General features: G+C 41.4%; 15 protein-coding genes and 2 pseudogenes. 9 read left to right on the forward strand and 8 right to left on the reverse strand.

Annotated features, from left to right (window positions below; translation table 11 throughout):
* Positions 1-217: 217 nt before the first annotated feature.
* On the reverse strand, positions 218-340 hold the full coding sequence (locus HWQ43_RS24820; RefSeq protein WP_292738625.1) for a hypothetical protein: 123 nt from the start codon (positions 338-340) through the stop codon (positions 218-220).
* Positions 340-2,991 (reverse strand): type I DNA topoisomerase, encoded by a 2,652-nt coding sequence (gene topA, locus HWQ43_RS24825; RefSeq protein ID WP_292738627.1) that lies wholly within the window; start codon positions 2,989-2,991, stop codon positions 340-342. Before topA ends, HWQ43_RS24820 begins: the two co-directional genes overlap by 1 nt.
* 495 nt (positions 2,992-3,486) lie before the next feature.
* Between topA and HWQ43_RS24830 the strand changes: the two genes are divergently transcribed.
* A complete protein-coding gene (locus HWQ43_RS24830) occupies positions 3,487-3,780 on the forward strand; it encodes a hypothetical protein (RefSeq protein ID WP_094350307.1) in 294 nt (97 codons plus the stop codon).
* Positions 3,767-4,990, forward strand: a pseudogene (locus tag HWQ43_RS24835) (DUF6745 domain-containing protein). Before HWQ43_RS24830 ends, HWQ43_RS24835 begins: the two are co-directional and overlap by 14 nt.
* A gap of 33 nt (positions 4,991-5,023) precedes the next feature.
* Here the strand turns inward: HWQ43_RS24835 and HWQ43_RS24840 are convergent.
* On the reverse strand, positions 5,024-5,716 hold the full coding sequence (locus HWQ43_RS24840; protein WP_292738629.1) for a Uma2 family endonuclease: 693 nt from the start codon (positions 5,714-5,716) through the stop codon (positions 5,024-5,026).
* 665 nt (positions 5,717-6,381) lie between these two features.
* On the opposite strand from HWQ43_RS24840, the gene bchB reads away from it, so the two are divergent.
* On the forward strand, positions 6,382-7,908 hold the full coding sequence (gene bchB, locus HWQ43_RS24845; protein WP_292738631.1) for a ferredoxin:protochlorophyllide reductase (ATP-dependent) subunit B: 1,527 nt from the start codon (positions 6,382-6,384) through the stop codon (positions 7,906-7,908).
* 715 nt (positions 7,909-8,623) lie between these two features.
* Positions 8,624-8,893, forward strand: coding sequence for a type II toxin-antitoxin system Phd/YefM family antitoxin (locus HWQ43_RS24850; protein WP_292738633.1), 270 nt, complete (start codon positions 8,624-8,626; stop codon positions 8,891-8,893).
* A gap of 249 nt (positions 8,894-9,142) precedes the next feature.
* Here HWQ43_RS24850 and HWQ43_RS24855 read toward each other — a convergent pair whose 3' ends face one another.
* The 3 genes from HWQ43_RS24855 to HWQ43_RS24865 all read right to left on the reverse strand — a co-directional run bounded on the left by HWQ43_RS24855 (position 9,143) and on the right by HWQ43_RS24865 (position 11,981).
* Positions 9,143-9,958, reverse strand: a complete 816-nt coding sequence (locus HWQ43_RS24855) for a hypothetical protein (RefSeq protein WP_292738635.1) — start codon at positions 9,956-9,958, stop codon at positions 9,143-9,145.
* Positions 9,959-10,554: 596 nt separating this feature from the next.
* Positions 10,555-11,609, reverse strand: a protein-coding gene (locus HWQ43_RS24860) for an IS630 family transposase (protein ID WP_292738637.1) whose coding sequence is annotated in 2 segments (ribosomal slippage) — positions 10,555-11,214 and positions 11,217-11,609 — 1,053 coding nt in all. Because the reading frame shifts where the segments join, the coding sequence is not laid out codon by codon here.
* Between the two features lie 72 nt (positions 11,610-11,681).
* Complete coding sequence (locus tag HWQ43_RS24865) at positions 11,682-11,981, reverse strand: DUF4278 domain-containing protein (RefSeq protein WP_292738639.1); 300 nt, start codon at positions 11,979-11,981, stop codon at positions 11,682-11,684.
* 787 nt (positions 11,982-12,768) lie between these two features.
* Between HWQ43_RS24865 and HWQ43_RS24870 the strand changes: the two genes are divergently transcribed.
* Positions 12,769-15,936: a plasmid replication protein, CyRepA1 family gene (locus tag HWQ43_RS24870; protein ID WP_292738654.1), complete on the forward strand. Its 3,168-nt coding sequence runs from the start codon at positions 12,769-12,771 to the stop codon at positions 15,934-15,936.
* A gap of 19 nt (positions 15,937-15,955) precedes the next feature.
* Here the strand turns inward: HWQ43_RS24870 and HWQ43_RS24875 are convergent.
* A pseudogene (locus tag HWQ43_RS24875) lies at positions 15,956-16,188 on the reverse strand (rhodanese-like domain-containing protein); the annotation flags it as partial.
* A 385-nt stretch (positions 16,189-16,573) separates the two neighbouring features.
* Between HWQ43_RS24875 and HWQ43_RS24880 the strand changes: the two are divergent.
* The gene (locus tag HWQ43_RS24880) at positions 16,574-16,768 is read left to right on the forward strand and encodes a hypothetical protein (protein ID WP_094350397.1); all 195 of its coding nucleotides are present in this window, start codon (positions 16,574-16,576) and stop codon (positions 16,766-16,768) included.
* A gap of 531 nt (positions 16,769-17,299) precedes the next feature.
* Positions 17,300-19,117 carry a tetratricopeptide repeat protein gene (locus HWQ43_RS24885; protein ID WP_292738640.1) on the forward strand — a complete coding sequence of 606 codons (1,818 nt, stop codon included), beginning with the start codon at positions 17,300-17,302 and terminating at the stop codon, positions 19,115-19,117.
* A gap of 386 nt (positions 19,118-19,503) precedes the next feature.
* Here HWQ43_RS24885 and HWQ43_RS24890 read toward each other — a convergent pair whose 3' ends face one another.
* Complete coding sequence (locus HWQ43_RS24890; RefSeq protein WP_292738642.1) at positions 19,504-20,694, reverse strand: FAD-dependent oxidoreductase; 1,191 nt, start codon at positions 20,692-20,694, stop codon at positions 19,504-19,506.
* 289 nt (positions 20,695-20,983) lie between these two features.
* On the opposite strand from HWQ43_RS24890, the gene HWQ43_RS24895 reads away from it, so the two are divergent.
* Together HWQ43_RS24895 and HWQ43_RS24900 are read left to right on the forward strand one after the other, a co-directional pair.
* The gene (locus tag HWQ43_RS24895; protein ID WP_292738644.1) at positions 20,984-21,694 is read left to right on the forward strand and encodes a pentapeptide repeat-containing protein; all 711 of its coding nucleotides are present in this window, start codon (positions 20,984-20,986) and stop codon (positions 21,692-21,694) included.
* A gap of 405 nt (positions 21,695-22,099) precedes the next feature.
* A complete protein-coding gene (locus HWQ43_RS24900) occupies positions 22,100-23,575 on the forward strand; it encodes a pentapeptide repeat-containing protein (protein WP_292738646.1) in 1,476 nt (491 codons plus the stop codon).
* Positions 23,576-23,778 lie beyond the last annotated feature (203 nt).

Below are 23,778 nucleotides of genomic sequence, written 5' to 3' on the forward strand. Positions count from 1 at the left end.
ACATACTTTCGCACTTCTGCTTCCACTCCGGCTGATACACAATCCCGTATTTGGGATATAAGCCACTTCTAAAATTTAGCGTTGTGTTTTCCCTTACTTTTTAGAGTATCACATTTGAATCTACAGAACTGTATCCTATCAAGGATGGATATCAAGGGTCAAGAGTTAAAAATCGGACTTTAGATAGACTATTGAGTACGAATTTTAGATTTTAGATTTAGAGAGTTTTGAGATTCATGCCTTGCCCGTTATCGGCGAAATAAATCTCAAAGACGCTACGGACAGTTGCTAACGCTACCGCTAGCGTAAATCTAAAATCCAAAATTGTTTGACTTGCCACTAGCTTTCTGTGCCCTTTTTCTTTGCTGCGGTCGTTGAGGATTTAGCTGTTGACTTAGATTTGGAAGTCGTTGATTTACTCGTTTTGCGAGTCGATTTCCCAGTCGATGCCTTAGCTGCCAACAAGTTCAGCGCTGTCGCCAGAGTTACATCTTCTACCGTTTGACCTTCTGGGATACTTACATTAGTTTTGCCATGCTTGATGTAAGGGCCATAGGGGCCATCGTAGATGTTAATTGTTTCTCCGTCCTCTGGATGCGTACCCAATTCGCGTAAGGCTGCTTTGGACTTGCTGTTGGTAGAACTGCGCCCTTTTTTTGGTTCGGATAACAGTTCCAATGCACGTTCTAGGCTAATTGCCAATACATTATCAGCAGCTTTTAGGGAGCGGTAGTCTTTCCCCTCCTTACCCTGGTCATGAACCACATAAGGGCCAAAGCGTCCTAAACTTGCTTGAATTTTGCCGCCAGTAACTGGATGAACTCCTAATGTCCGGGGTAGTGCCAACAGACCAACAGCCATCTCCAGGGTAACGGTTTCTGGGGTGACACCTTTGAGTAGGGAGGCTTGTTTCGGTTTGGGGTTTTCGTCGGTTTTGTCACCCAATTGGACATAAGGCCCGTAAGCACCAATTTTTACATAAATTGGTTCGCCAGTTTCGGGATGGCGACCTACCTGGTCAGGGCCTGTGATTTTTTGCCGCAGCAATACTTCTACCTGTTTGGGGTCGAGGTCAGCTGGTGTCAGGTCTTTGGGAATTGAAGCGGTGATAACTCCTTCACCATTTTCGACTTCAATATAAGGGCCATATTTCCCAATGCGGACTTTGGCATCTAAATTTTCAAGTTCTACAGTCCTCGCTTTGGTGGCATCAATCTGACTTTCCCGTTCTTTTACCAGGGTTTCTAGCCCTTTTTCTCCCAGATAAAATTGTTGCAAATAGGGCAGCCATTTCGCTTCACCTGTGGCAATGTCATCGAGGGTTTGCTCCATTTTCGAGGTGAAACTAGGATCAACAATGTCTGGGAAATGTTTTTCCAGCAAGTCGGTGACGGCAAAAGCGGTGAAGGTGGGAATGAGAGCATTAGTCACCAAATGGGCATAACCCTTATCGATGATTGTGCCAATAATGCTGGCGTAGGTACTGGGACGACCAATACCTTCGCTTTCTAAGGTTTTCACCAAAGAAGCTTCGGTGTATCTAGCTGGCGGTTGAGTTTCGTGCCCAACGGCTTCTAGCTCTGTACAATTTGGACGATCTCCCACTTTCAGATTCGGCAAAATTACTTCCTGGTCTTCCAGTGCTGCTTCCGGGTCGTCTGAGCCTTCGACGTAGGCACGTAAGTATCCAGGAAATTCAATCCGTTTGCCAGAAGAACGGAATCCAGCATCCTCGACTTGTAATTGCACGGTAATTTGAGTTTGGCGAGAATCAGCCATTTGACAAGCAACAGTCCGCTTCCAAATCAAATCGTAAACGGCAAGTTCCCGACCGCCCAAAGCAGTTTCTTGGGGGGTGCGGAAGGTGCTACCCGCTGGACGAATTGCTTCGTGCGCCTCTTGTGCGCCTTTGGATTTAGTGGTGTATTGCCGGGGTTGAGGACTGAGGTATTGTTGACCGTAAAGCTTTTCTACACAACTGCGAGCAGCTGCGATCGCTTGATCTGACAAATGTACCGAATCTGTCCGCATATAGGTAATATACCCTTGCTCGTACAAATTCTGGGCAACCCGCATTGTGTCACGAGCTGAGAGGCGCAGTTTCCGGTTAGATTCTTGCTGCAACGTCGAGGTGGTGAACGGTGGCGACGGTTTACGCGTCACAGGGCGTTCCTCAATGTCGTTAACATTCCAGGTTTTCCCAGTTAGGCGTTCCTTGAGTGCTACCGCTTGTTCTTCGTTGAGCAACAAGACATTGCGACCTGCGGTAATTTGTCCGGTCGTTGCGTCAAAATCGCTGCCGTTAGCGATTTTTGTTCCTCCCAGTGTCACCAACTGGGAACTAAAGGGGGTTTTTTCCTTTGACAAACTAGCTTTCAAATCCCAGTACGTACCCTCATGGAAAGCGCGGCGTTGGCGTTCCCTAGTGACTAAAAGTCGCACGGCTACAGATTGCACCCGCCCAGCAGATAATCCCCAGGCGATTTTTTTCCATAACAGGGGAGACAGGGTATAGCCGACAAGCCGATCTAAAATCCGCCGGGTTTCTTGGGCGCGAACCAACTGCTCATCAATATTGCGGCAGTTTTTCAACGCTTTTTTAATCGCCTCTTGGGTAATTTCGTGAAACACCATCCGCTTAGTCGGAACTTTCGGCTTCAGCAATTGGTATAAATGCCAACTAATGCTTTCACCTTCCCGGTCTTCGTCCGTTGCCAGAATCAGTTCATCTACATCCTTGAGGGCATCTTTGAGTTGGGTAACAATTTTCTTTTTGTCTTTCGGGACAACATATACCGGTTCAAAGTCGGCGTCCACATTTACCCCTAGCTGCGCCCATGATTCCCCTTTGACGGCAGCGGGAATTTCACTAGCCGACTGGGGTAGGTCACGCACATGACCCATAGACGCCTCCACCCGATAGCCTGCTGGCAGGTAGTTGCGAATGGTACGAGCTTTGGTTGGAGATTCGACGATGACGAGAGTTGACATGGAAATTTCAATAAAAAGAAGAGCTACTAAGCTAAACAGTCAAATTGAGGTAACTTTTGCAAATTGTCAAGATAAATGGTCACGCTTAGGGCGGTGATTTAATCCTCACATAAACTGCCTGCTTGGGAGAAAATCCGCTGAACTTAATGCCCAGTCTGTCCCAGAGGATAAATGAGGGTACGCTGGGTCTGAATTTCCAGCTATTTCAATCTTTAACTTATCTAACGCATAATTGGCGACTACAGTTTTCAAAATATTCCAATTGGGTATTGGGTATTGGGCATGGGGCATGGAAGATGAGAAAGCAAGGAACAGGGAGACAAGGGGACAAGGTGACTTGACGTGAGTACTTGTAACAAGTCTTTCTCCTTGTCCTCTTGACAACGCCCAATCCCCTATGCCCAATGCCCATTTAATAGAGCTTGTGCCAAAATTAAATCAAACTTGAGAGCAAAAGCGAAGTGGGATTTGTACCCATGTCAGGAAAGCAAAACCATGAAACCAATTCGTCAGGGTGATGTTATCTTACTACCTGTGCAGCAGGTTGAAGGACAAAAAATACCTCACTTAACTTTGGCAGAAGGCGAAGTTACGGGGCATAAGCATCGCATTACTGAGGGAAACGCCGAATTATACGAGAAAGATAGCACACTTTATTTACGTGTGTTTTCCGAGTCGGCATTGCTAGCTCATGAAGAGCATAAAGCTATTTCTATTCCTCAAGGTGACTGGATGGTGAAAATTCAACGGGAATACGAGCCTGAAGGTTGGCGATATGTCGCTGATTGAAAAGTTAACGCCTGAGCAAGAGGCTTTGATTCCAGTTTATCGGGAAAAGTGGCGAGCGATCGCGCTTTCAACTGAGCGAATTGATAGAGAGAAGGCGGCGAAAGCTGTAAAAGTTGCCTATGCTGCTTTTGGCTTTGAAGAACCTGATATTATTTTTTGCGATAGTCCGTATGCTGCTTTCAGTGAGATATTTCTGGATAAAATTGACCAATTAAGACGAAAATTTGATTTTTCAAATATTATTAAATTAAATAAATCATTTAGAATTAGAATAAAAAATCAACAACAATTTCATCAGCCTGTACCAAGAATCATAGGAAAGCAAATAAATTTTTATAATGAGTTAATAAAATCGCCAATATTTCAGGAAATAGTAGATATTACAACATACGATTGTCTTTATTGGAAACTAGATAGCAATGGTTGGGATGATGGATATAGACTATTCTATGGATATCTCATGCCCGAATTACTTATCGAAATTAATGAAGAATTACTAAATAAATTCTGGAAATAAGTAAAAAATCGTATTGGACAGCAATTATGGGTTTCTCTAAAAAAACGTTTAGAATCTTACATAGAGAACATTTATTTTCAATGCTGGCAACCAAATAGAAAAACAACAGAGGCTAGTATACATGATTTCTATTTTCAGGTTTTAAATTTTGATTATGATGTCAAAAAATTCCAGGACTATCAATCATTAATTACAGAATGTGGCTGGATTTTTGCTTTTGAAAAAGTAACAATTATCTGTGATCGCCCTCTTCACCTACGCTTCGACAATCAAAATCGCCTCCACGCGGAAGGCAAACCAGCCATTGAATTTATTGATGGATATAGCCTGTACTCCTACCACGGCGTAACCTTGCCGGAAAAATACGGTAAAATACACCCGCAGCAATGGCAAGCTAAATGGCTTTTATCAGAGGAAAACGCCGAACTACGGCGAGTACTAATTCAGGGTATTGGTTACGCTAGAATTTGCCAAGAGCTACAAGCTATTGAATTAGATAATTGGCAAGTATATACACTATTAAAAATTGATAACAATGTGGATATCGAGCCGATTTATTTATTAAAAATGACTTGCCCCAGTACAGGGTTTATTCATGCCTTACGAATTCCACCAAATACCAACTCAGCCCGTGAAGCGATTCGCTGGGTTAATTGGGGTGTAGATCCAGAAGAATTTGGCGTGCAAACATAATTGATTAAGAGACTTTCCCACTTTTGAAATTGTTCAACGATCGCTACCTAATTTCTTGATAAAATCCCCATGTTCAGCAGACTGCAAACCTGCTTGCAAAACCTTCAACACACTCTGCATATTACCTTCTAATAACTCCGTCGCCGCTAACCACAACCCTGGAAATACGCGACTTCGCAAAATGCCTTCATTGTCAGGTATTAATTCCAGATATTCACCCTGTTCAAGAGAAAACCAAGTCAATTTTTGGTCTAAAACTTGCCAAACAATATATTCTTTGACACCGTTGCGACGATAAGCCTGTTTTTTGCCATGAAGATCGATAGCCACACTACTAGCAGCAATTTCCACAACTAACTCTGGCGCACCTTCAATATAATCATCTTCACTCAGCCGCGTTTGACCTCCTGCTTCCGGTACAATCAACAGAACAACATCGGGTTGAGGTTCGTTATCTAAGTCTAAGCGGACGGTAGGTTCAATTCCCAACGCTACACCAGGAGTTGCAGCTTCGTAAGTACCAAGGCATGTCAAAATCCAACCATGCGGTTGACCATGACTTCGGAAACGCAGAGCAGCTGGCATAATATAGACAATCCCTTCGATTAATTCAGCTTTTTTCAGGTTAGGGGTGGCATTATAGCGACGCTCAAATTCGTAGCGGGTGAGTTTGTCGCCATTTTCCAAAGGAGGAATTGTCCAAAGGTGGGAGGGTGTTTTCACCATAATTGTTGTGAAAATGAGCTTGTGTACATCTTAGCGAATTAGATAAAACGCAACCGACTAGGGAATGAGGGACTTCTGATCTCTCTCCTAAAAGGCTACGGTGTACACATAAATAGAATCACCCCCCTTAATCCCCCCGATGTTTTGGGGGGAAACCGGAAAATCTTGTTCCCTCCCCAATGCATCGGGGAGGGTTAGGGTGGGGTAAAACCTTGCTTAATCAGCTATTTCAGATTTGTGTGTACACCGTAGCCTTTCTAAGGGGAGGGTTAGGTCTAATTTCCCGAAACATTAAGATTTTTTTACAAAATCACCAGCAATGTTGTTTAAATTGATAGCTGCATCCCAAGCAGTAACTATATTTCAGCTATATCGTCTCTCCTAAAACCCGCAACAAACCTTATTTTTTTTCAGCCAGTATGTTTGAGAAAATCAGAAACGATTTAATAATTAAAGACTTATAAGTAGATCGGCTGAATTAAATGTAAGACCTCTCTCCAAACATCTCTCCTTGGCTTTAATCCTACTCCCCTTTCCCTGCCAACGACACGCTGGGCGATGCCTACGGTGGTAAACTACGCACCGAAGGGGTTGGTGGTAAGCTCTATCTTATATTTTTTACGCCCACTTACTTAGTTATTTGAGTTTAAAAGGGAGACACAAACATGAAATTGGCTTACTGGATGTATGCTGGACCAGCCCACATCGGCACTCTGCGAATCGCTAGTTCTTTTAAAAATGTTCATGCGATTATGCACGCTCCCATTGGCGATGACTACTTTAACGTCATGCGCTCCATGCTATCGCGGGAGAGAGATTTTACTCCGGTGACAACCAGTGTTGTCGATCGCAACGTTTTGGCACGCGGCTCCCAAGAGAAGGTAGTAGATAACATCGTCCGCAAGGATGCCGAGGTACACCCAGATTTGATTGTGTTAACTCCCACCTGCACCTCTAGCATTTTGCAAGAGGATTTACACAACTTTGTGGAACGGGCGCAGTTGGAAGCGAAAGGAGATGTAATGCTGGCGGATGTGAACCACTACCGCTACAACGAATTGCAAGCCGCCGATCGCACTTTGGATCAAATCGTCCAATACTACATTGAAAAAGCCCGGAAGCGGGGCGAATTGGCTGAGGGCAAAACTGCGAAGCCCTCGGTTAATATTATCGGTACTACCACCCTGGGTTTCCACAACAATCACGACTGCACCGAACTGAAACGGCTGATGGCTGACTTGGGAATTGAGGTAAATACCTTAATTCCTGAAGGTGCTTCGGTAAATGACTTGAAAAAGATGTCCCAAGCCTGGTTTAACTTGGTGCCTTACCGCGAACTCGGTTTGACTACAGCCCGTTACCTGGAAGAACAATTTGGCACACCTTATATAGACATTACTCCAATGGGGGTAGTGGAAACTGCCCGTTGTATTCGCAAGATTCAGCAGGTAATTAACGCTCAAGGTGCAGAAGTTGACTACGAAAACTTCATCAATGAGCAAACCCTCCATGTCTCTCAGGCTGCTTGGTTCTCCCGTTCGATTGACTGTCAAAACTTGACTGGCAAAAAAGCTGTGGTTTTTGGTGACAACACCCACGCCGCCGCCATTACCAAGATTCTGGCGCGAGAAATGGGGATTCATGTTGTTTGGGCTGGAACCTACTGTAAATATGATGCAGACTGGTTCCGCGAACAGGTGAGCGAGTATTGCGATGAAGTGCTAATCTCCGAAGATCATGGTGCAATTGGGGATGCGATCGCTCGTGTCGAACCCTCTGCCATTTTCGGTACTCAAATGGAACGCCACGTTGGTAAGCGCTTAGATATTCCTTGCGGCGTAATTGCTGCACCAATCCACGTCCAAAACTTCCCTATTGGTTACAAACCATTTATGGGTTACGAAGGCACTAATCAGATTACAGATTTGATCTACAATTCCTTCACTTTGGGAATGGAAGATCACCTATTAGAAATCTTTGGCGGTCATGATACCAAAGAAGTTATTACTAGAGGAATTTCTGCTGATTCTGATTTGAATTGGACAAAAGATGGTCAAGCAGAATTGAATAAGATTCCGGGATTTGTTCGCGGGAAAGTGAAGCGTAATACAGAGAAATTTGCTCGCGATCGCGGTTTCAAAGAAATCAACGCTGAGGTATTGTACGCCGCGAAGGAAGCTGTCGGAGCTTAGTTCAGAGCTAGGCTAAGAAGAGTAGGTAGTGAGGGGTAAGGTCTACTTTCACTACTTTTCACTACTTGCTCTTTGTGCTATTGACACTTGTGTACGCTAGTGTTACATTAAAGACGTGCGTTTGGACGCATTGTATCTCCTTCAGAAGTCAGAACTGCAAACAGAGTCTAGTCAAACTAGGTACTGTTCTATCCAAGCTACTGAATAGGAGATTACAATGAAAATAAGTGTACCAGCCTGTTTTATACCTGTGTTTGTGTGTACTTTAATGAACTACTACAATCCAGGGACTTCTAGCATTCCTTTACTACCCTGCCCAGGAAATATAGTTATTGAGTGGCAGGAAAAAGAGAAAAAAGGAAATCTGAAAAAGAAGTGAAACATTCTCAAAAAAGTGTACTAGGGATAAAAATAAAAGCTCGCACTAAATTAACCTAAACAAACTAAATTAACCTAAACAAACTAAATTAACCTAAACAAACTAAATTAACCTAAACAAACTAAATTAACCTAAACAAACTAAATTAACCTAAACAAACTAAATTAACCTAAACAAAAAAGCGAAAGAAGCTCAAAAATTTAAACCCTAGTATACTTAAGCCCCCTTACTAAAGTGAGGAGGGCTTAATTTTGATCACGCCTCCAAGCAGTCAAGCTATTATGTTCTGTAAAGCCTACAGCATTAGGAAAATCTCCCACCTCGAACCAGACAAACTTGACTGATGCTCGTAACAACCTAGCCGAACTCTGCGCTCAAGTAGTTGCAGATAGAGAAGTGGTAATTATTAATCGACAAGAAGGTGAAAGCGTCGCCCTAATTGCTGTTGATGAACTAGATAGTTTACTAGAAACATCTCATTTACTTCGTTCACCTAAAAATGCAGTCCGTCTGTTAACTGCTTTGGAAAGAGCAAAAGCTAGAACTTTAAAACCTCAAAATATTAACGAACTACGTCAGGAGTTGGGAATTGACGAAGAAGGATAAAACGCAACCCAAGAAAACAAACTTCTAGATGCTGTATTTCATCCAGAATTTGGTTCATAGCTACCCATATTTGATATCTCTTGCAAAAACTTAGTGCGATCGCTTGTATTTTTCTCGCAATTATAGCGAGTAATCATAACCGATCACATCAATAAATTTAATAATGTTAGTTCGGTTTTGTAACAAGACTGAAAAGCAAGAAGCTTTTCAGTCCGTGAGAATTTGTTGCACAGTTGGGTTAAGTGAAGCTTAATTTAGTTTTTGTTTTTGGATTTGTTCCCATTCCCCTTGAATACTTTGTAATGCCTTCAAGGTGCTATTTAAACGAACTTTCTTTAACTCAGGAGTCTCTTTTTGAAATAAACTCGGAGAATTTATTACTTTATATAGTTCAGATTGGGTGGAATGCAAGCGATCGCTCAAACAGCGTTCAAAAATTTCATTATTAGCACTGCTTACATTTTCTACTAATTGGCGATATGTATACTCTTTAGAACTGATTTGACCGTTGAGGGCAGTATTAACAATATCCTCGATTAGCTTGTGGTATGAGTCAGATAATAAATTAGATGCTGTCGCTGGCGTAGGTTCTGCTGCTAGATTATTTGTTTCAGAACTAGAGGGATCAGATATTTCTTCTTTAGTTGGCGTTACGAAAGTTTCTTCAGAAGTAGGGGATTCTTCTTTAGTGGGTGTTGGTAAAGTTTTCCGAGAATTTGTAGGTGAAGAATTTGCTTTAGAATTAGATAAGTAATAATCTGCTAAAGAACCGCAGAGAAACTCTTCACGAAAGCGGTTTATTTTGGCACGTGACTGGATTTTGTGGTAACGACGTTTCTGATACCATAAACCAGAAATCAGTAACCCTGCAATGGCTCCTATGCCAACTCCTGCCATAGCAACCTTGCCATCTTCTAAAGCTTGATTTTGTTGCTCAGATTCGACAGTCGGATTGGAAGATGCACTTTGAGCAATAGCATAGTCACTCGCTGAATTTAGCTGGACGCTAGTGGCGATCGCTGCAACCGACAGTATAAATCTAAATATTAACTTTGATTTCCACATAATTTTACAGTTTAAAAATATGTTGTCTATTTTTGGAGACTAATCGCCTCCCGAAGGAGTGAATAGTTAAGAATCAAATTAACTAGATATCTCTTTTACCAAGGAAGTTCCACTCCACTCATATAGAAAATAAACTTTGTCAACAGTAGTTTACGGAAGATGTTCTTATTTTTTAACATTATTTTTGCGTCTAGGAATCTTGACAAAGCCAGATATTAATACCATTTCTCAAAGTATCTGTATGAGGTGTTTCGTAGAATGGTTATGATTTATAGCGATCGCATTATCAAACAGCATTGAGTCCGGTAGGCAATAGTCGAGGATGTGCGATCGCTGCTAGGTTCTCCGTTGGTATCGCATATTGCTGGGTATAAAATCTATAATGACCTTAAATTGCAAGTGCTGTAACAAAAGCTGACATAAATAGCACCAGTACGCCACCGATAGCGCAGTGTTAGCGATCGTCATAGTCCATTGTAGACATCGCCTCTTGGATTTGGAACGTATCAGCCAATAAAATGTAAACTTTCAGAGAATTGCACCAAGTTTTTAACTAAGTAAGTGGGTGGGAAAAATTATAAGTATGTAACGAAAAGTTAACCTGAAGGGTTTGAGTGAAATTTAACACGTTCCGTACTGTAGTTACCTCTTTCTCCCCTAGCTTGAATACCATCAATTACAGCGTAAGCAAGGTCTAGCTGATCATCAAATATTTGCCCACATAGTTCATCTTTTTTAAGATGCTGCCACTCTAATTCAATTGGGTTCATTTCAGAGCAATATTTGGGTAAAAAGAAGATGTATAAGCCCTGGCTCTCCCATTTCGACCACAGATTTTGCACCTCTTTGCATCGATGGATCGGCCCGTTATCCTGCACAATTACCCTTGTACGTCCCGTTTTTTCGGCTGACTCCGCTTCCAGTTCCATCATTTGGATATAAGACTTGCGGTCAACACCCCCAATAACTAAACCGTAAACAAAACTGATTATTGGTTGAAGAAATCCGATAATGCTTAATCTACGACCACGACGTTTTTTTTGTTCTAAACGTTTTTGTTCACCTCTGAAGTAATAGGTGTAACCTGGCTCGCTCCATACACAAAACCCTGACTCATCAAGATACTTTAGATCGATTTCTCCCGCCGCTGCGGCTAATTCCAGCATATCTAAATCTGCTTGCTTCTTAGCTCGGGCTATCGGGTCTTGTTTTCCTCTGTGGCTCTTCCTTGCCCGCTTCCATTTGATCCCCTTTTTTTGAGTACCCGTCTTAATCTGTCAGGACTTAGTTTCACGTTGCGATCGCAATAAAGTTTTTTAGGTAATTGAGGACTGTTGTATGTGCGTGCTTCTTTGTTAAGACATTCTTCCAAAAACACTATATCCTCTTCTTTCCACTTGGTCTTCCCCCCTCGACCAGGTAGCTCCCAAAGCCCTTCTAGACTATGCTTTTTCCATTTGTGCAAAACCTCTCTTACTGTCTGTGGAGTCCAATTTAAATGACCCGCTATTTTTTCCACATACCAGCCATGTGCGTTTAATCTGATTACTTCTGCTCGGTCTTTGACTTTTTGTGGTACATCTGCTGTTCTTAGGATTAACAGAGTTTGGTCTTGCTCACGAGTCAGGAATACCCTTAAACGAGCGCCCATGTTTTAGTTACCTCGATAAATATATTCTCCGTATTTACTTATCTTCACATAGTTTGGTTTTTCCATACCTACTTACTTACCTTGCTCTTTAATTTCTCTGTGTGTAGTTCTATTTATAGAATAGGTACTTCCCCGAAAGCTCAACTTATGGGTTACTGGTGGTGTAATGATTCCATTCGATTGGGCATTGGGATTGGCGCAAACAAAATAAGTACATCCTCGAAAGCTCAACTTATGGGTTACTGATGGTGTGGTTTCCCCATCTAATTTGCTATTGAGGTCATGACGATAGCAAGCCCCACGGTAGATTAAGTTATAATCTGGTTCCGATTTGGGAACAGGTTGTTGTGTATATTGTGTTTCCCTGCTCACTAGTTTGCTTGTATAATATTCGGAGCTTGTACTGATAAGAATAAGAATTAATAGTATAAGTAAAATCTGCCAAGGAGCTAACATTAAACCCAAAATCAGGCTGATAGCTGCAAATACAGTTACTAAATGTGAGATTTCATTATTTCTATTTTTGAATAAAAAATAGCCAGTGATGAAACAAACACACGGTAGAATCAAAAAGTACAAAGCCATATTTCCTAGATTCGGAACTAAAAGCAAGGGTTTATAAAGCAGATTGAACTTATTTGAAAAGTTGTTGTTTATTTTACCTCCAATCAGCTTTAGAAGTTACCGTGCTACTTGAGTAAAAGTGTTACGTCAAGGTATCTGTATTAGTCGCGATCGCAATGAAAAACTAACACTCAAGGCGATCTCAAACCTTTGGAGCGAGGTTCAAGGTGTAGAGTGAGCGTTTTTGTCTTTATTCATTCAGAGAGGTTACAGGCGTGGTACAGAGTGGATGCTCAGTGTAAAGCCTTTGCTGAAGTATATGAAGATATTACCTCATAGCGATGTTATACCGCGATCGCATTCCTTAACGCAGAAATTTACTGATAAATAAAAATTAAAAGCGAACAAATATCACAATACAAAATTATTACTTCGGGGATCTAATAGGCAGAATAACCCACTACAGCTTTAACCGATGTGTCTCCGACAACGAAGTAAAAAAAGCATCATGAAAGCCTCGCAATCTCGCGTATTAAAAAAAAGCAGATGCATGTTACTGTTTTAATCTCATTGTCTTCCCTTCATGCCTTTACCTATGCATCTGCACTATTTACACCCCCAACACCTTGAAGAATTAGTCAAGAGTAGTGGTATAGACTTACACTTAGTGCATCTCAATTTTAGGTCGCTCCAAGGTGTAACAGCTTATGAGTACCTATTGATTTCTGAGCTACTCCCCCGCACCAATACCGGAATGGTGAGAAGTAGTTGGTTGCAGCGTTATGCTCACATCACAGAAGGTGGTTGGTGGTGTTCGGGACTAGACCATCTGAATAATTGGCAAATGATGGAATGGGGATGCTTTAAGCCAAACCAACCCCGACAAAATCACAATGGCAAGTCCATCAAGTACGAGCATCCTCCCAGCACGCCAACGCGAGTGTTTTGTTTGCGGGTAACGTTGCAAGTGTGGCAGCAAGTCGCTGGGCGTTACAATCTGGTCATGCCTGAAAATATCACCATTACTCCTGATGGCGAGGCTGGAGGCTTTTGGCAATGGGTGATGCAACAGAACATTCCCCTCATCATCTGCGAGGGTGTAAAAAAAGCAGCCACGTTGTTGACGCAAGGATATGTAGCCATTGCCATTCCTGGAATTACCAGTGGTTATCGGGTTGTGAAAGATGAATTTGGTAAAGTTACCCGTCGTCAGCTAATTCCTGATTTAGCCGCGTTTGCGATTACAAAGCGCAGCTTTTACATTTGCTTTGATTTTGAAACTCAACCCAAGACAATTGCTGCTGTAAATAATGCTATTTCTCAACTTGGCTGTTTATTTCAGCAAAAAAATTGTCCTGTAAAAGTCATCGAACTTCCGGGTATAGAAAAAGGGGTTGATGAGTTTATTGTTGCTAAGGGTGCAAGTAGTTTCGATAAAGTTTATCGACAAAGTGTTGATTTAGAAATTTATCTCGCTCAAACTAAACCCCACACCGAGTTAAGTATTCCTGCTACACTTACCTTTAACCGTCCTTATATAGGTGAAATACCTTTCCCCACCTCTGGATTAGTAGGAGTCAAATCAGCGAAAGGAACGGGAAAAACTACGGCATTGCAAGGCGTTGTTCAACAAGCAAAAAGTAGAAATCAACCTGTTTTGTTAATTACTCACAGAATCCTACTTGGACGATTCTTGTGTGAAAAAATTGGTATTCAATGGGGAACACATAAAGACGATGGGGAAAAAAGGATTGATAAAACACTTACCCCCGCTCCTCCCATACTGCGCTCTCTCTTTCCTCAGCAATCCCTCGGCTTGTGTGTTGATTCAATTTGGAAACTTAACCCAGAAAATTGGCGGGGAGCAATAGTAATTTTAGATGAAGTAGAGCAATCTTTATGGCATCTGTTAAATAGTAATACTTGTAAGCACAAGCGGGTAAAAATATTAAAACTATTCCAGCAACTAATTGCAACAGTTTTAACAAGTGGTGGGTTAGTAATTGCCCAAGATGCTGATTTATCAGATGTTTCACTTGAATATTTACAAGGACTGGCAGGAATTAAATTAACACCTTGGGTAGTTCTCAATCAGTGGAAGCCTCAACAAGGTTGGGATGTGACTTTTTATGATTCACCGAATCCAACACCGCTAATTCACCAACTGGAATTGGATTTACTTGCTGGACGTAAATGTTATGTTACTACCGATAGTCGGGCTGGGCGTTATAGCTGTGAAACAATTGAACGTTATCTGAAAGAACGGCTACAAAAATTACGGCGACAATTTCCTAAAACGCTGGTGGTTAGTAGTCACACAACAAATACACCTGGTCACGCAGCAGTTGATTTTATTGCAGCGATTAATCAAAAAATATCGGAATATGACGGCGTTTTTGTTACCCCTAGCCTTGGTACAGGAATTAGTATTGATGTCCAACATTTCGACCGTGTTTATGGCATTTTTCAAGGGGTAATTCCTGACTCGGAAGCAAGACAAGCGTTAGCAAGAGTCAGGGATGATGTACCGCGTGTTGTCTGGTGTGCTAAACGAGGTATTGGTCTAATTGGTAGTGGGAGTACAAATTATCGCTTGTTATCTGATTGGTATCAAGAAAATCAAAAAGAAAACTTAGCTTTGCTGAGTCCCCTACATAAAATAGATGTGGATTTACCCTTAGTTTATGACCCGATTCATTTGCGAACTTGGGCTAAGTTATCTGCAAGGGTAAATGCTTCTATTCGCCTTTATAGGCAATCGATGCAAGATGGTTTAATTGCTGATGGACATCAAATTCAGGTGCGGAGTAACGCGGTTCACAATAATATTATTCGAGATTTACGCCTGGCCTTTTTGGCAACCGATGCAGATGATTTAGATACACGCAAAAGGTTAATTTTAGAAATTATTAAGGTTCAAAAAGATTGGGCACAAAGTCGTCAAAAGGCTAAAGAAATTAAACGTAAAATTAAAGATATTAAGCAGCAAAATCAACTATCTTTAGCATCTGCTGTTGCCAATGCTAAAGATATCGATTATGTGGAATATGAGCAGATGTTAGTTAAGCATTCCCTAACGGATGGAGAACGCAACCAAATTAATAAATATGTTCTTAGACAAAGATATGGTGTAGAAATTAGTCCTTGGCTGAAATTGCAGGATGAACAAGGATATTATCGTCAGTTGTTAATCCACTATTATTTAACTCATGAAAGCGAGTATTTTCACGTTAGAGATGAGCAAGAATGGCATCAGCAATTATCTTGGGGTGAAGGAAAAGTTTTTCTCCCAGATTTAAAAACTTATACGCTCAAAGTTGAAGCTATGAGAGCTTTAGGAATGCTTCAGTTTCTCGAAGAAAAACGCGAATTTCATGAGAACGATTCAGATTTGATATTGCTGAAAAATATTGCTTTTCAGCATAGTAAACATATTAAAAGAGCGCTTGGTATTAATTTAGTCGGGGAGAAAGAGCAGGTTTCGGCAATAAAAATACTCAGCCGACTGTTAAATTTGTTGGGTTTGAAGCTGAAGCGAGTAAATGAAGTTTATCAAATTGATTTAGAAACGCTATATGATGGCAGGGAGAAAATATTTGCTGTTTGGCATCAACGAGATGAGTTGATGTTGGCTCATGTTAAGAGTGTTGGTTATGAATTGCCTGATTATTCTTCAGACTGGAAGTTTGAAATCATGCAAACGAAGTCTGAAAAGGTAGGCCATAGATTATCTATTTCTACTGTCCCATTATCCAAGATATAGCAATCCTGAATTACCTTCTTCACATTACTCTGCTATCAATGGGTAGTGATAAGTCACGAGACCATTCATTCCAAGAGCCAAAATAATTTCTGGCATAAATTCCTGCCTCTTCGAGGGCTATTAATGTATTGGCAGCCCTTGAACCTTTAAAGCAGTAAATGTACACAATGGACTCTAAAGTAATACCTACAGATTGACAAATTTCTCGTATTTCATCTGGCGATCGGAAAATGCTGATGTTGTCTTACTATTAGGCATTATCGCCCTCGCTAGAGAGAGCCTTTTGTCATGCAAATCACAGAAGAATGAATGTTGAATGTTATGAGATAACTTTTGTGCCTATGTTGTTTTAAAACTGACCAAATCAATACATTCTGTTTGCGCTTTTGCTCATCGCTCCACCAATTATGTTTACAATCGGATCTGCACGTAAATTTCGAGGCACTACAACGATGTGTGCAAAGGGATTTGGGCAATCTCATAATCCAAAAATCAACAAGCGAGTCTTAAAGGGAGTAAGCTATTGCGGCAACGCAGTCTAGAAGCTCCAATTAAAAGCATTTGTTTAGTTATGTCGCAAGAATCGGGAAAATGTTAAAGTTAAAAGCGATCGCTACGCGAAAAATGTAAATAAGATATGGCTGACCAAAAAGATAAAGCTCAAGAAAAAAACCGGCTTGAACAGCTCCAAGAAGAACAAGGCAACACGGATTCTAAACACTCAGGGGGTGCTGGTGCTTCTGGTGGTAACTCCGGTGCAGGTAAATCTGGCACATCAAAAATTTCTGCCACTGGTACACCTGATGACATCGAAAAAGTTGATCAGGAGTAAAGCTGACTCCGAGGACGAGTCAAGGTTTAACTGCATCGGTTATTAGTAACTCAACTCAACAATGGTGGATTAAATGCCTAATATCATGTCCGCTTGATTAATTATTAAACCCGAAGAAGCCCAAAGAGCCACGTGCTAACAGCGGGTTTCCCGACTTATACCCCTCCGGGGAAGCAAGCTACGCGCAGCGTCTCCCCCTGGGAGAAGCACCTCGCGGGTGGAGTGCAATGACTCTGGGAATTATAACTAATTATACGTACATAATTATGATTATTTAGTCCACCATCGCGATCGCAACGCTTACGTCAGAAGGCGCACCCTAAACTTAAGTAATGTTTAGCAGGATTGAAACAAAAATCAATATGCACTTTCCTATAACAACAGCAAACTTTCAAATAAATGAAATCCATTCGCAAAATTGAAATAAAAAATCCTAGCAACAGACACAACAGTAGTTGGAATGATTTTCAAAACATATCGTTAAGAATCCTGATGCTTTAGGCTTGAGAATGTCAAAAGCCAAAAAATTATATGAATGCTGAAGATTTTTTTAACCAAGGATTAAACCAAAATTTGCAAGGGGACTATCCAGCAGCGATCGCAGCTTACACCCAAGCAATCAAGTTAAATCCTGACTATCCCGAAGCTTACCATAATCTAGGGCTGATTTTAAGTGGTCAACTCAAAGATTATCGCAATGCGATCGCTAACTTCAATCGCGCCATCGAAATCAATCCCAATTTTGCCACAGCCTATTACAACCGGGCTAATGCTCGTTACTTTTTAGCCGATTATGAAGGAGCGATCGCAGATCATAACGTAGCATTACAAATCGATCCTAATCTGGCGCAATCTTACCACAGCCGCGGGAATGCCTACTTTGCTTTGGAAAACTACGACAAAGCGATCGCAGATTATATCCAAACTATCGAAATGAGTACCCAATTAGCTGATAATATTAATATTGATATTGCCAACGCTTATCATAATCGCGGCGTAACTCTTTTTGAACGCGGCGATCGTCAAGGAGCAATCGCAGATTTTCAGCAAGCTTTACAATGGCATCCCCATTTTGCAGCAGCTTATAGCAATCGCGGCAATATTCACCATATTTTAGGCAATTATCAGGAAGCGATCGCTGACCACAACCAGGCATTAGAATTAGATCCTAACTTGGCGGAAGCTTATCATAACCGAGGTAATGCTCACTACGCTTTAGCAGATTATCAAAGTGCGATCGCAGATTACAACCACGCCCTAAAAATCAATCCTAACTTTGCCGGAGCGTACTATAATCGAGGTCTGGTGCTTGCTCACCTCAAGAACTATCATGAAGCAATTGAAGACTTTAACCAAGCATTAAAGCTGAATCCTGATGATGTGCAAGCCTATTCTGAGCGGGGTTTGGTTCGTAGTACTCTTGAAGACTATCAGGGTGCGATCGCAGATTATGACCAAGCATTACAAGAAAACCCGACTCTAGCTTTAGTATATGGCTTTCGGGCTAATGCTCGTCGGCGATTGGGAGATTATCAAGGTGCAATTGAAGATAGCAATCGCCTATTACAACTCAATCCTAACTTAGCAGAAGGATATTGCGATCGCGCGGCGGCTCGTCGTTCTGTAGGAGATCATAAAGGCGCAATTAAAGATTACGATCGAGCATTGCAAATTAATGATAAATTAGCCGCAGCTTATTATGGTCGGAGTATTGCTCGTGAAGCCCTGCAAGATTTACAAGGAGCAATTGATGATAACACTCAAGCGATAAAGCTTGTTCCTGATTTTTCCCAAGCGTACTGCAATCGGGGAAATGCTCGTCGTCTTTTGGGGGATGAACAAGGAGCGCTCGCAGATTATAATCAAGCATTAAAAATTGATCCTGATTTAATTGAAGCATATTACAACCGAGGTTCTACCCATTATGCTTTAGAAGCTTATGAAAGTGCGATCGCAGATTACACCCAAGCTTTGCAAATCAATCCCCAATCTGCTGCATTTTACAGCGATCGTGCCAATGCTCGCTACGCCCTAGAAGATTATCAACGCGCAATAGAAGATTACAGTCGAGCGATCGCGATCGACCCCAGCTTTGCCGAAGACTGGTACAATCGGGGTCGTAGCCGTTCACTCTTGGGAGACTTACAAGGAGCGCTTGCAGACTTAAACCAAGCCTTACAGCGTCAGCCTAATTGGGCTTCGGCTTACATTCTTCGAGCAGATGTCTACCGCAATCTGGGAGACTCTCAAGGAGCAATTGCCGATTTCCAGAAATCCGCAGACTTATATTACCAAGAAGGGAATATCCAGTATTATCAACAAATTGTTGAGCTAATTGAACAGCTTTGAAGAACCCCACCCCGCCAAAGCTGTGCTTTGTCTCCCCTCCCCGCAAGCGGCTACGGTGTACACATAAGTTCTAAAAACCTAGCTTGATAAAACTTTCCTCGTTTTTCCTCGTTCCCAGTCGGAGACTGGGAATGCATTCATTGAGTCTCTGACTCAATGCAATACTGGAGCAGAGCCTCAACGAGGGGCATTCCCATGCAGAGCATGGGAACGAGATAGATGAGAGAACAATGGAAAATCAAACTTTTTTTGAGTTGTGTGTACACCATAGGGGGACTAAGGGGGTAATTTGAGTTGTGTGTACACCGTAGCCGCAAGCGGGGAGGGGATTAAGGGGTGGGGTGCAATGACTCTGGGAATCGCAACTAAATTATCCAGACATGATATTATTCAAAGCGAAAGCGTTCCATAAAGCGGCGGTCAATCCAATCTTTGTAACACCACAAGAGTTTGTGGGCTGGTAAAGTCAAAGTGCCTCTGGTTGCAATCGCTTGTTTGTCTCCTGTACCAATTAAACTTAAATATTGTTTCTGTGGTTTGTAAGATTTAAGCGGCTTGCCTAATAAAATTCGCTGCAAATTCTCAAATAAAGGTTTGCCTTGTCTAACAGCAAATACCCCAGCTTTCGGACGCGGATGATTTACCATTGTGGCAATGTCACCAGCAGCAAATATCTGTGGGTGTGTTTGAGATTGTAACGTATCTTCTACCAAAATAAAACCTTGCTCATCAGTTCCTAGTCCAGCGTTTTTTAACCATTCGGGCGCTGATGCTTGTGTTACCCAAAAAATTTTATTGCACTCTACCGTCAACCCAGACTCACATTTAATTTTAAATACTTCTTTACTTTCCTTGTGGGTTGTAGGTGCAATTTTACACACAGTTTCCCCAAGATGTAACTTAATACCTCGCTTAGTTAAAATTTGCTGAAGTTGATGCCGCACTGATTGATGATAATTGGGCATCAGTTCATGTCCACACTGAAATAAATGAATTTCCAGGTTTTGAATAGGTTGTTGAGTTTGATGTAAAATCTTATGTAAATAAGATTGCATTGACAGCGCTAATTCTACACCGCCAGCACCTCCACCGACGATCGCAATGCTAATTGTTTCTTGAGGATTTTTACCTACGGCTGCAATTAGTTGATGCCAATGCTCTAATAGCTGCGATACTGGTTTTGCTGCGATCGCATATTCTGCCGCACCTGATACAGACAGTATGGCCGGAGTGCTGCCAATATCAATAGACAGCACATCAAAATCTACCGCAAGTCCATTAGCACAAAGAACTTTGTTATTTGTCAAGTCAAGGGCAACTACTGTGTCAATATACAATTGTGCTTGAGCAAAGTTCGCCAAGGGTCGCAAGTCAATATGACATTCACTGTGGCTGTAAAATCCGGCAATATGTCCTGGTAACATCCCAGAGTAGGCTGTCTCTGATGCTGTGGTAATCAGTGTCAAATTTACTCCCGTTAACGGTTTCATGCCGAACATTTTCATAACAATAGCATGGCTGTGACCGCCACCAATTAATACCAGCTTTTTAACTATTGGTTGTATTTTTTGCTGCATTTTAATACTCGGCTTTAGTTGATAACTGATTATAAATAAATCAAAATTATCATGATGATAGTTAGTTGTCAGTGAAGACTAAACACTAGTGAATACAACTGATGATTGGGAATGGAAAGAGTATGTATGATTATGTCTACTTACTCAACATATCTACTTTCTGTTTTGTTAGTTACATTATAATTTCCAACATTAACTATGTATGAAACAATAGCAGACGTAAATAAATTCTTCAATAATAAACAACCGTTTCAATTTATTTCCATTAATTATTAATCCTCGTCATCCTATGAAAAATATTTTATCAAAAACTTACGTCGAACTATCAAAAACATTTTTGCGAATACCTTTTTTACAGGGGGAAATTAAACAGAATCAGCATCAGTTGCTAAGACAACGCTTAAGAATAGCAAGCGAACAGCTTGAAAATAACACTAGAGAAATTAGTTTAGCTGTAATTAATGATTTAGAGCAAATTGCCCATAGTCATCCAGAGTACCACTGGATAATCATAGAGATTCTTACTACTTTTGTACGAAAAAATGCTCCTTTTATACCCCAGGAGAAAGTAACAAGCAAGCTGTCAACAAAAATTCGTATAGATATTCAAGCTGCCCTGACTGTTATCGTCAGAAGAGATGCAAATAAAGACTCAGCAAATGAGCAACTTGATTTGAGTTTCACAGATATGAGAGGAGCAAACTTGAAAGGGGCAAATCTACAACAGACAAATCTTTATCAAGCTAATCTAGCTGGGGCCAATCTCTACCAAGCTAATCTAGCGGGGGCAATACTTAGCGCAGCTAACCTAGAAGGAGCTAATTTATATTTAGCGAACTTAGAAGGAGCAATCCTCAGTGCAGCCAACCTAGAGAAAGCTAACCTTTCTGGAGCTAACCTGCATCGCGCCAGTTTATATCTAGCTAGCTTGCATGGGGCAATTCTCAATAACGCCATACTTGATGGCGCAAACCTCAGAGAAACCAAATTCTCTGAGTAATATCATATCCGCTTGATTGTTTATTCAACCCGAAAAACTCCACCCCAGCAAAACCACACTTTGTCTCTTCTAGTAAAGCACGGCGCAAGAGCTTGGAATACAATTCTTTTGACTTTTGACTTTTGACTTTTGACTTTCGCTTTGCGGTACTACCCTTATTAAAGGGATGGGATTAAGGGGTAAAGTGCAAGTAAATGACAATTTTTTCCCTACTCCCCTACTGTCAGTGTAATTTATAATTCTTGTAGCGCAAGCGTTTCTTGATATCGTGATGTAAAAGTATATTCGATATAATTCCCTAGTTCAATGAGTGTTTTGACACCTATTATAATTTTCTGCTAAATGCTATACTATTTTTCCGCAACATCTAAGTAATAATTCTAGGTTGTAAGGAAAATTTTTACCATGTCTTCTAAAAAGACAGACGTTCTTTTGAATTGGTTGATAACTTTAACAGCTATATTTGGCTGCTCGTTGACTGTAATTTTCTTCGCCTTGTCCAATATTAAAGAGTTGTCAATTCAAGAAAAAATCCAGTATAGAAACCAAGCTTTAACAACTACTGCAATAGTTTTTCTTGCATCGGCAGCAATGTTTAATACTTATTATACAGCAAGGCGTGCCCAAGCGATGCAGAAGAGTGCGATCGCATCTGAGAAAAACTTAGAAATTGGCCTGCAAAATGCCAAACTCAATCAAGACAGATTGATTGCGGAGCGCTTTATGGGCGCAATTGCCCAGCTTGGACATGAAAAGGTTGAAACCCGGACAGGCGCAATTTACGCTTTAGAAAGGGTAGCTCAGGATTTTCCTCAAGAACACTGGACAATTATGGAAATTCTCACTGCCTTTGTGCGAGAGAATGCACCCATCCAGCACGTAAAAGGGGAGCAACAAAACTCGGAATATCAAGGAGCAGTTTACTCAAGTCGGCGTAGAGGTGGATCGCGTTCGACACCGCAGGTAGAGCCAAATCTCCATGAAGAATTCCCAAAAATACGCACCGATATTCAAGCAGCCCTGACTGTTATTGGTAGGCGTAATTTACTCGAAGACCCAAAAGATCAGAAACTTGATTTACGTAATACCGACATTAGACAAGCCGACCTGCTAAAAACTAACTTGCAACAAGCAGACCTGCGTGGGGCTGACTTGAGTGGGGCTGACCTGCGTGGGGCTGACTTGAGTGGATGTGACCTTAGTGGCGCTAAACTCATTAGGTCTATTCTCTATGAAACCAAATTACTCAAAGCTAGTTTATATGGAGCTAACCTTTGTTGGGCTAACCTGAATCGTACTAACCTCTCTGGTGCCAACCTGCGTTCAGCCAACCTCTCTGGTGCAAGTCTGCGTGCAGCTAATTTACAGGGGGCGAATCTTTATAAGGTTAACTTGCAACAAGCGACCTTAAAAATGGCTAACCTCTCTGGAGCAAAATTGTTTTTAGCTAATTTGCAAGGAGCAAAATTGGGTAAAGCCAACCTGCACCAAACGGGTTTGATTGGTGCTAATCTCTGCGGGGCTAACTTAAATGGAGCTAACCTTTCTGGAGCTAATTTGAATGCAGCCAAACTTCACCAAACAGAAGTATATTTTGCCAACCTTTCGGAAGCCAGCTTAACGGAAGCTGACCTGTATCAGGCTAATCTGATTGGAGCAAACCTCTATAGGGCAACCTTTTATCAAGCTAACCTAACTCAGGCAAACCTCATGGGAGCTAACTTTTCAGAAGCTAATCTCAGTGATGTCAAACTGGAAGGGACTATTTTGACAGGAGCGAAAAACTTAGAGTTACAGCAGATTAGAGAGGCACTAGGCGATCGCACCACTCGCCTACCTGATTATATCGAAGCACCGGCACATTGGCGGCAATTGGGTTAAGTTATCACAGCATCATTAGTTATTTGGGCGTATTCTACCGTTTTCACTTAGTGCTATAGTTTTTCCAAAAAGTCTCCGTAACAATTCTGGAGATGAACAAGATGAAGGCTATGTCTGATAACAAGACAGACACACCAAGAAATTTGTTTATAGCGTTTACCAGTCTAATAAAGTACACTAATTAAGATAAATTCAGTGCATCT

The organism is Nostoc sp. JL31 (genome assembly GCF_017114965.1).
In the GTDB taxonomy this organism is placed as follows: Bacteria; Cyanobacteriota; Cyanobacteriia; order Cyanobacteriales; family Nostocaceae; genus Nostoc; species Nostoc punctiforme_A.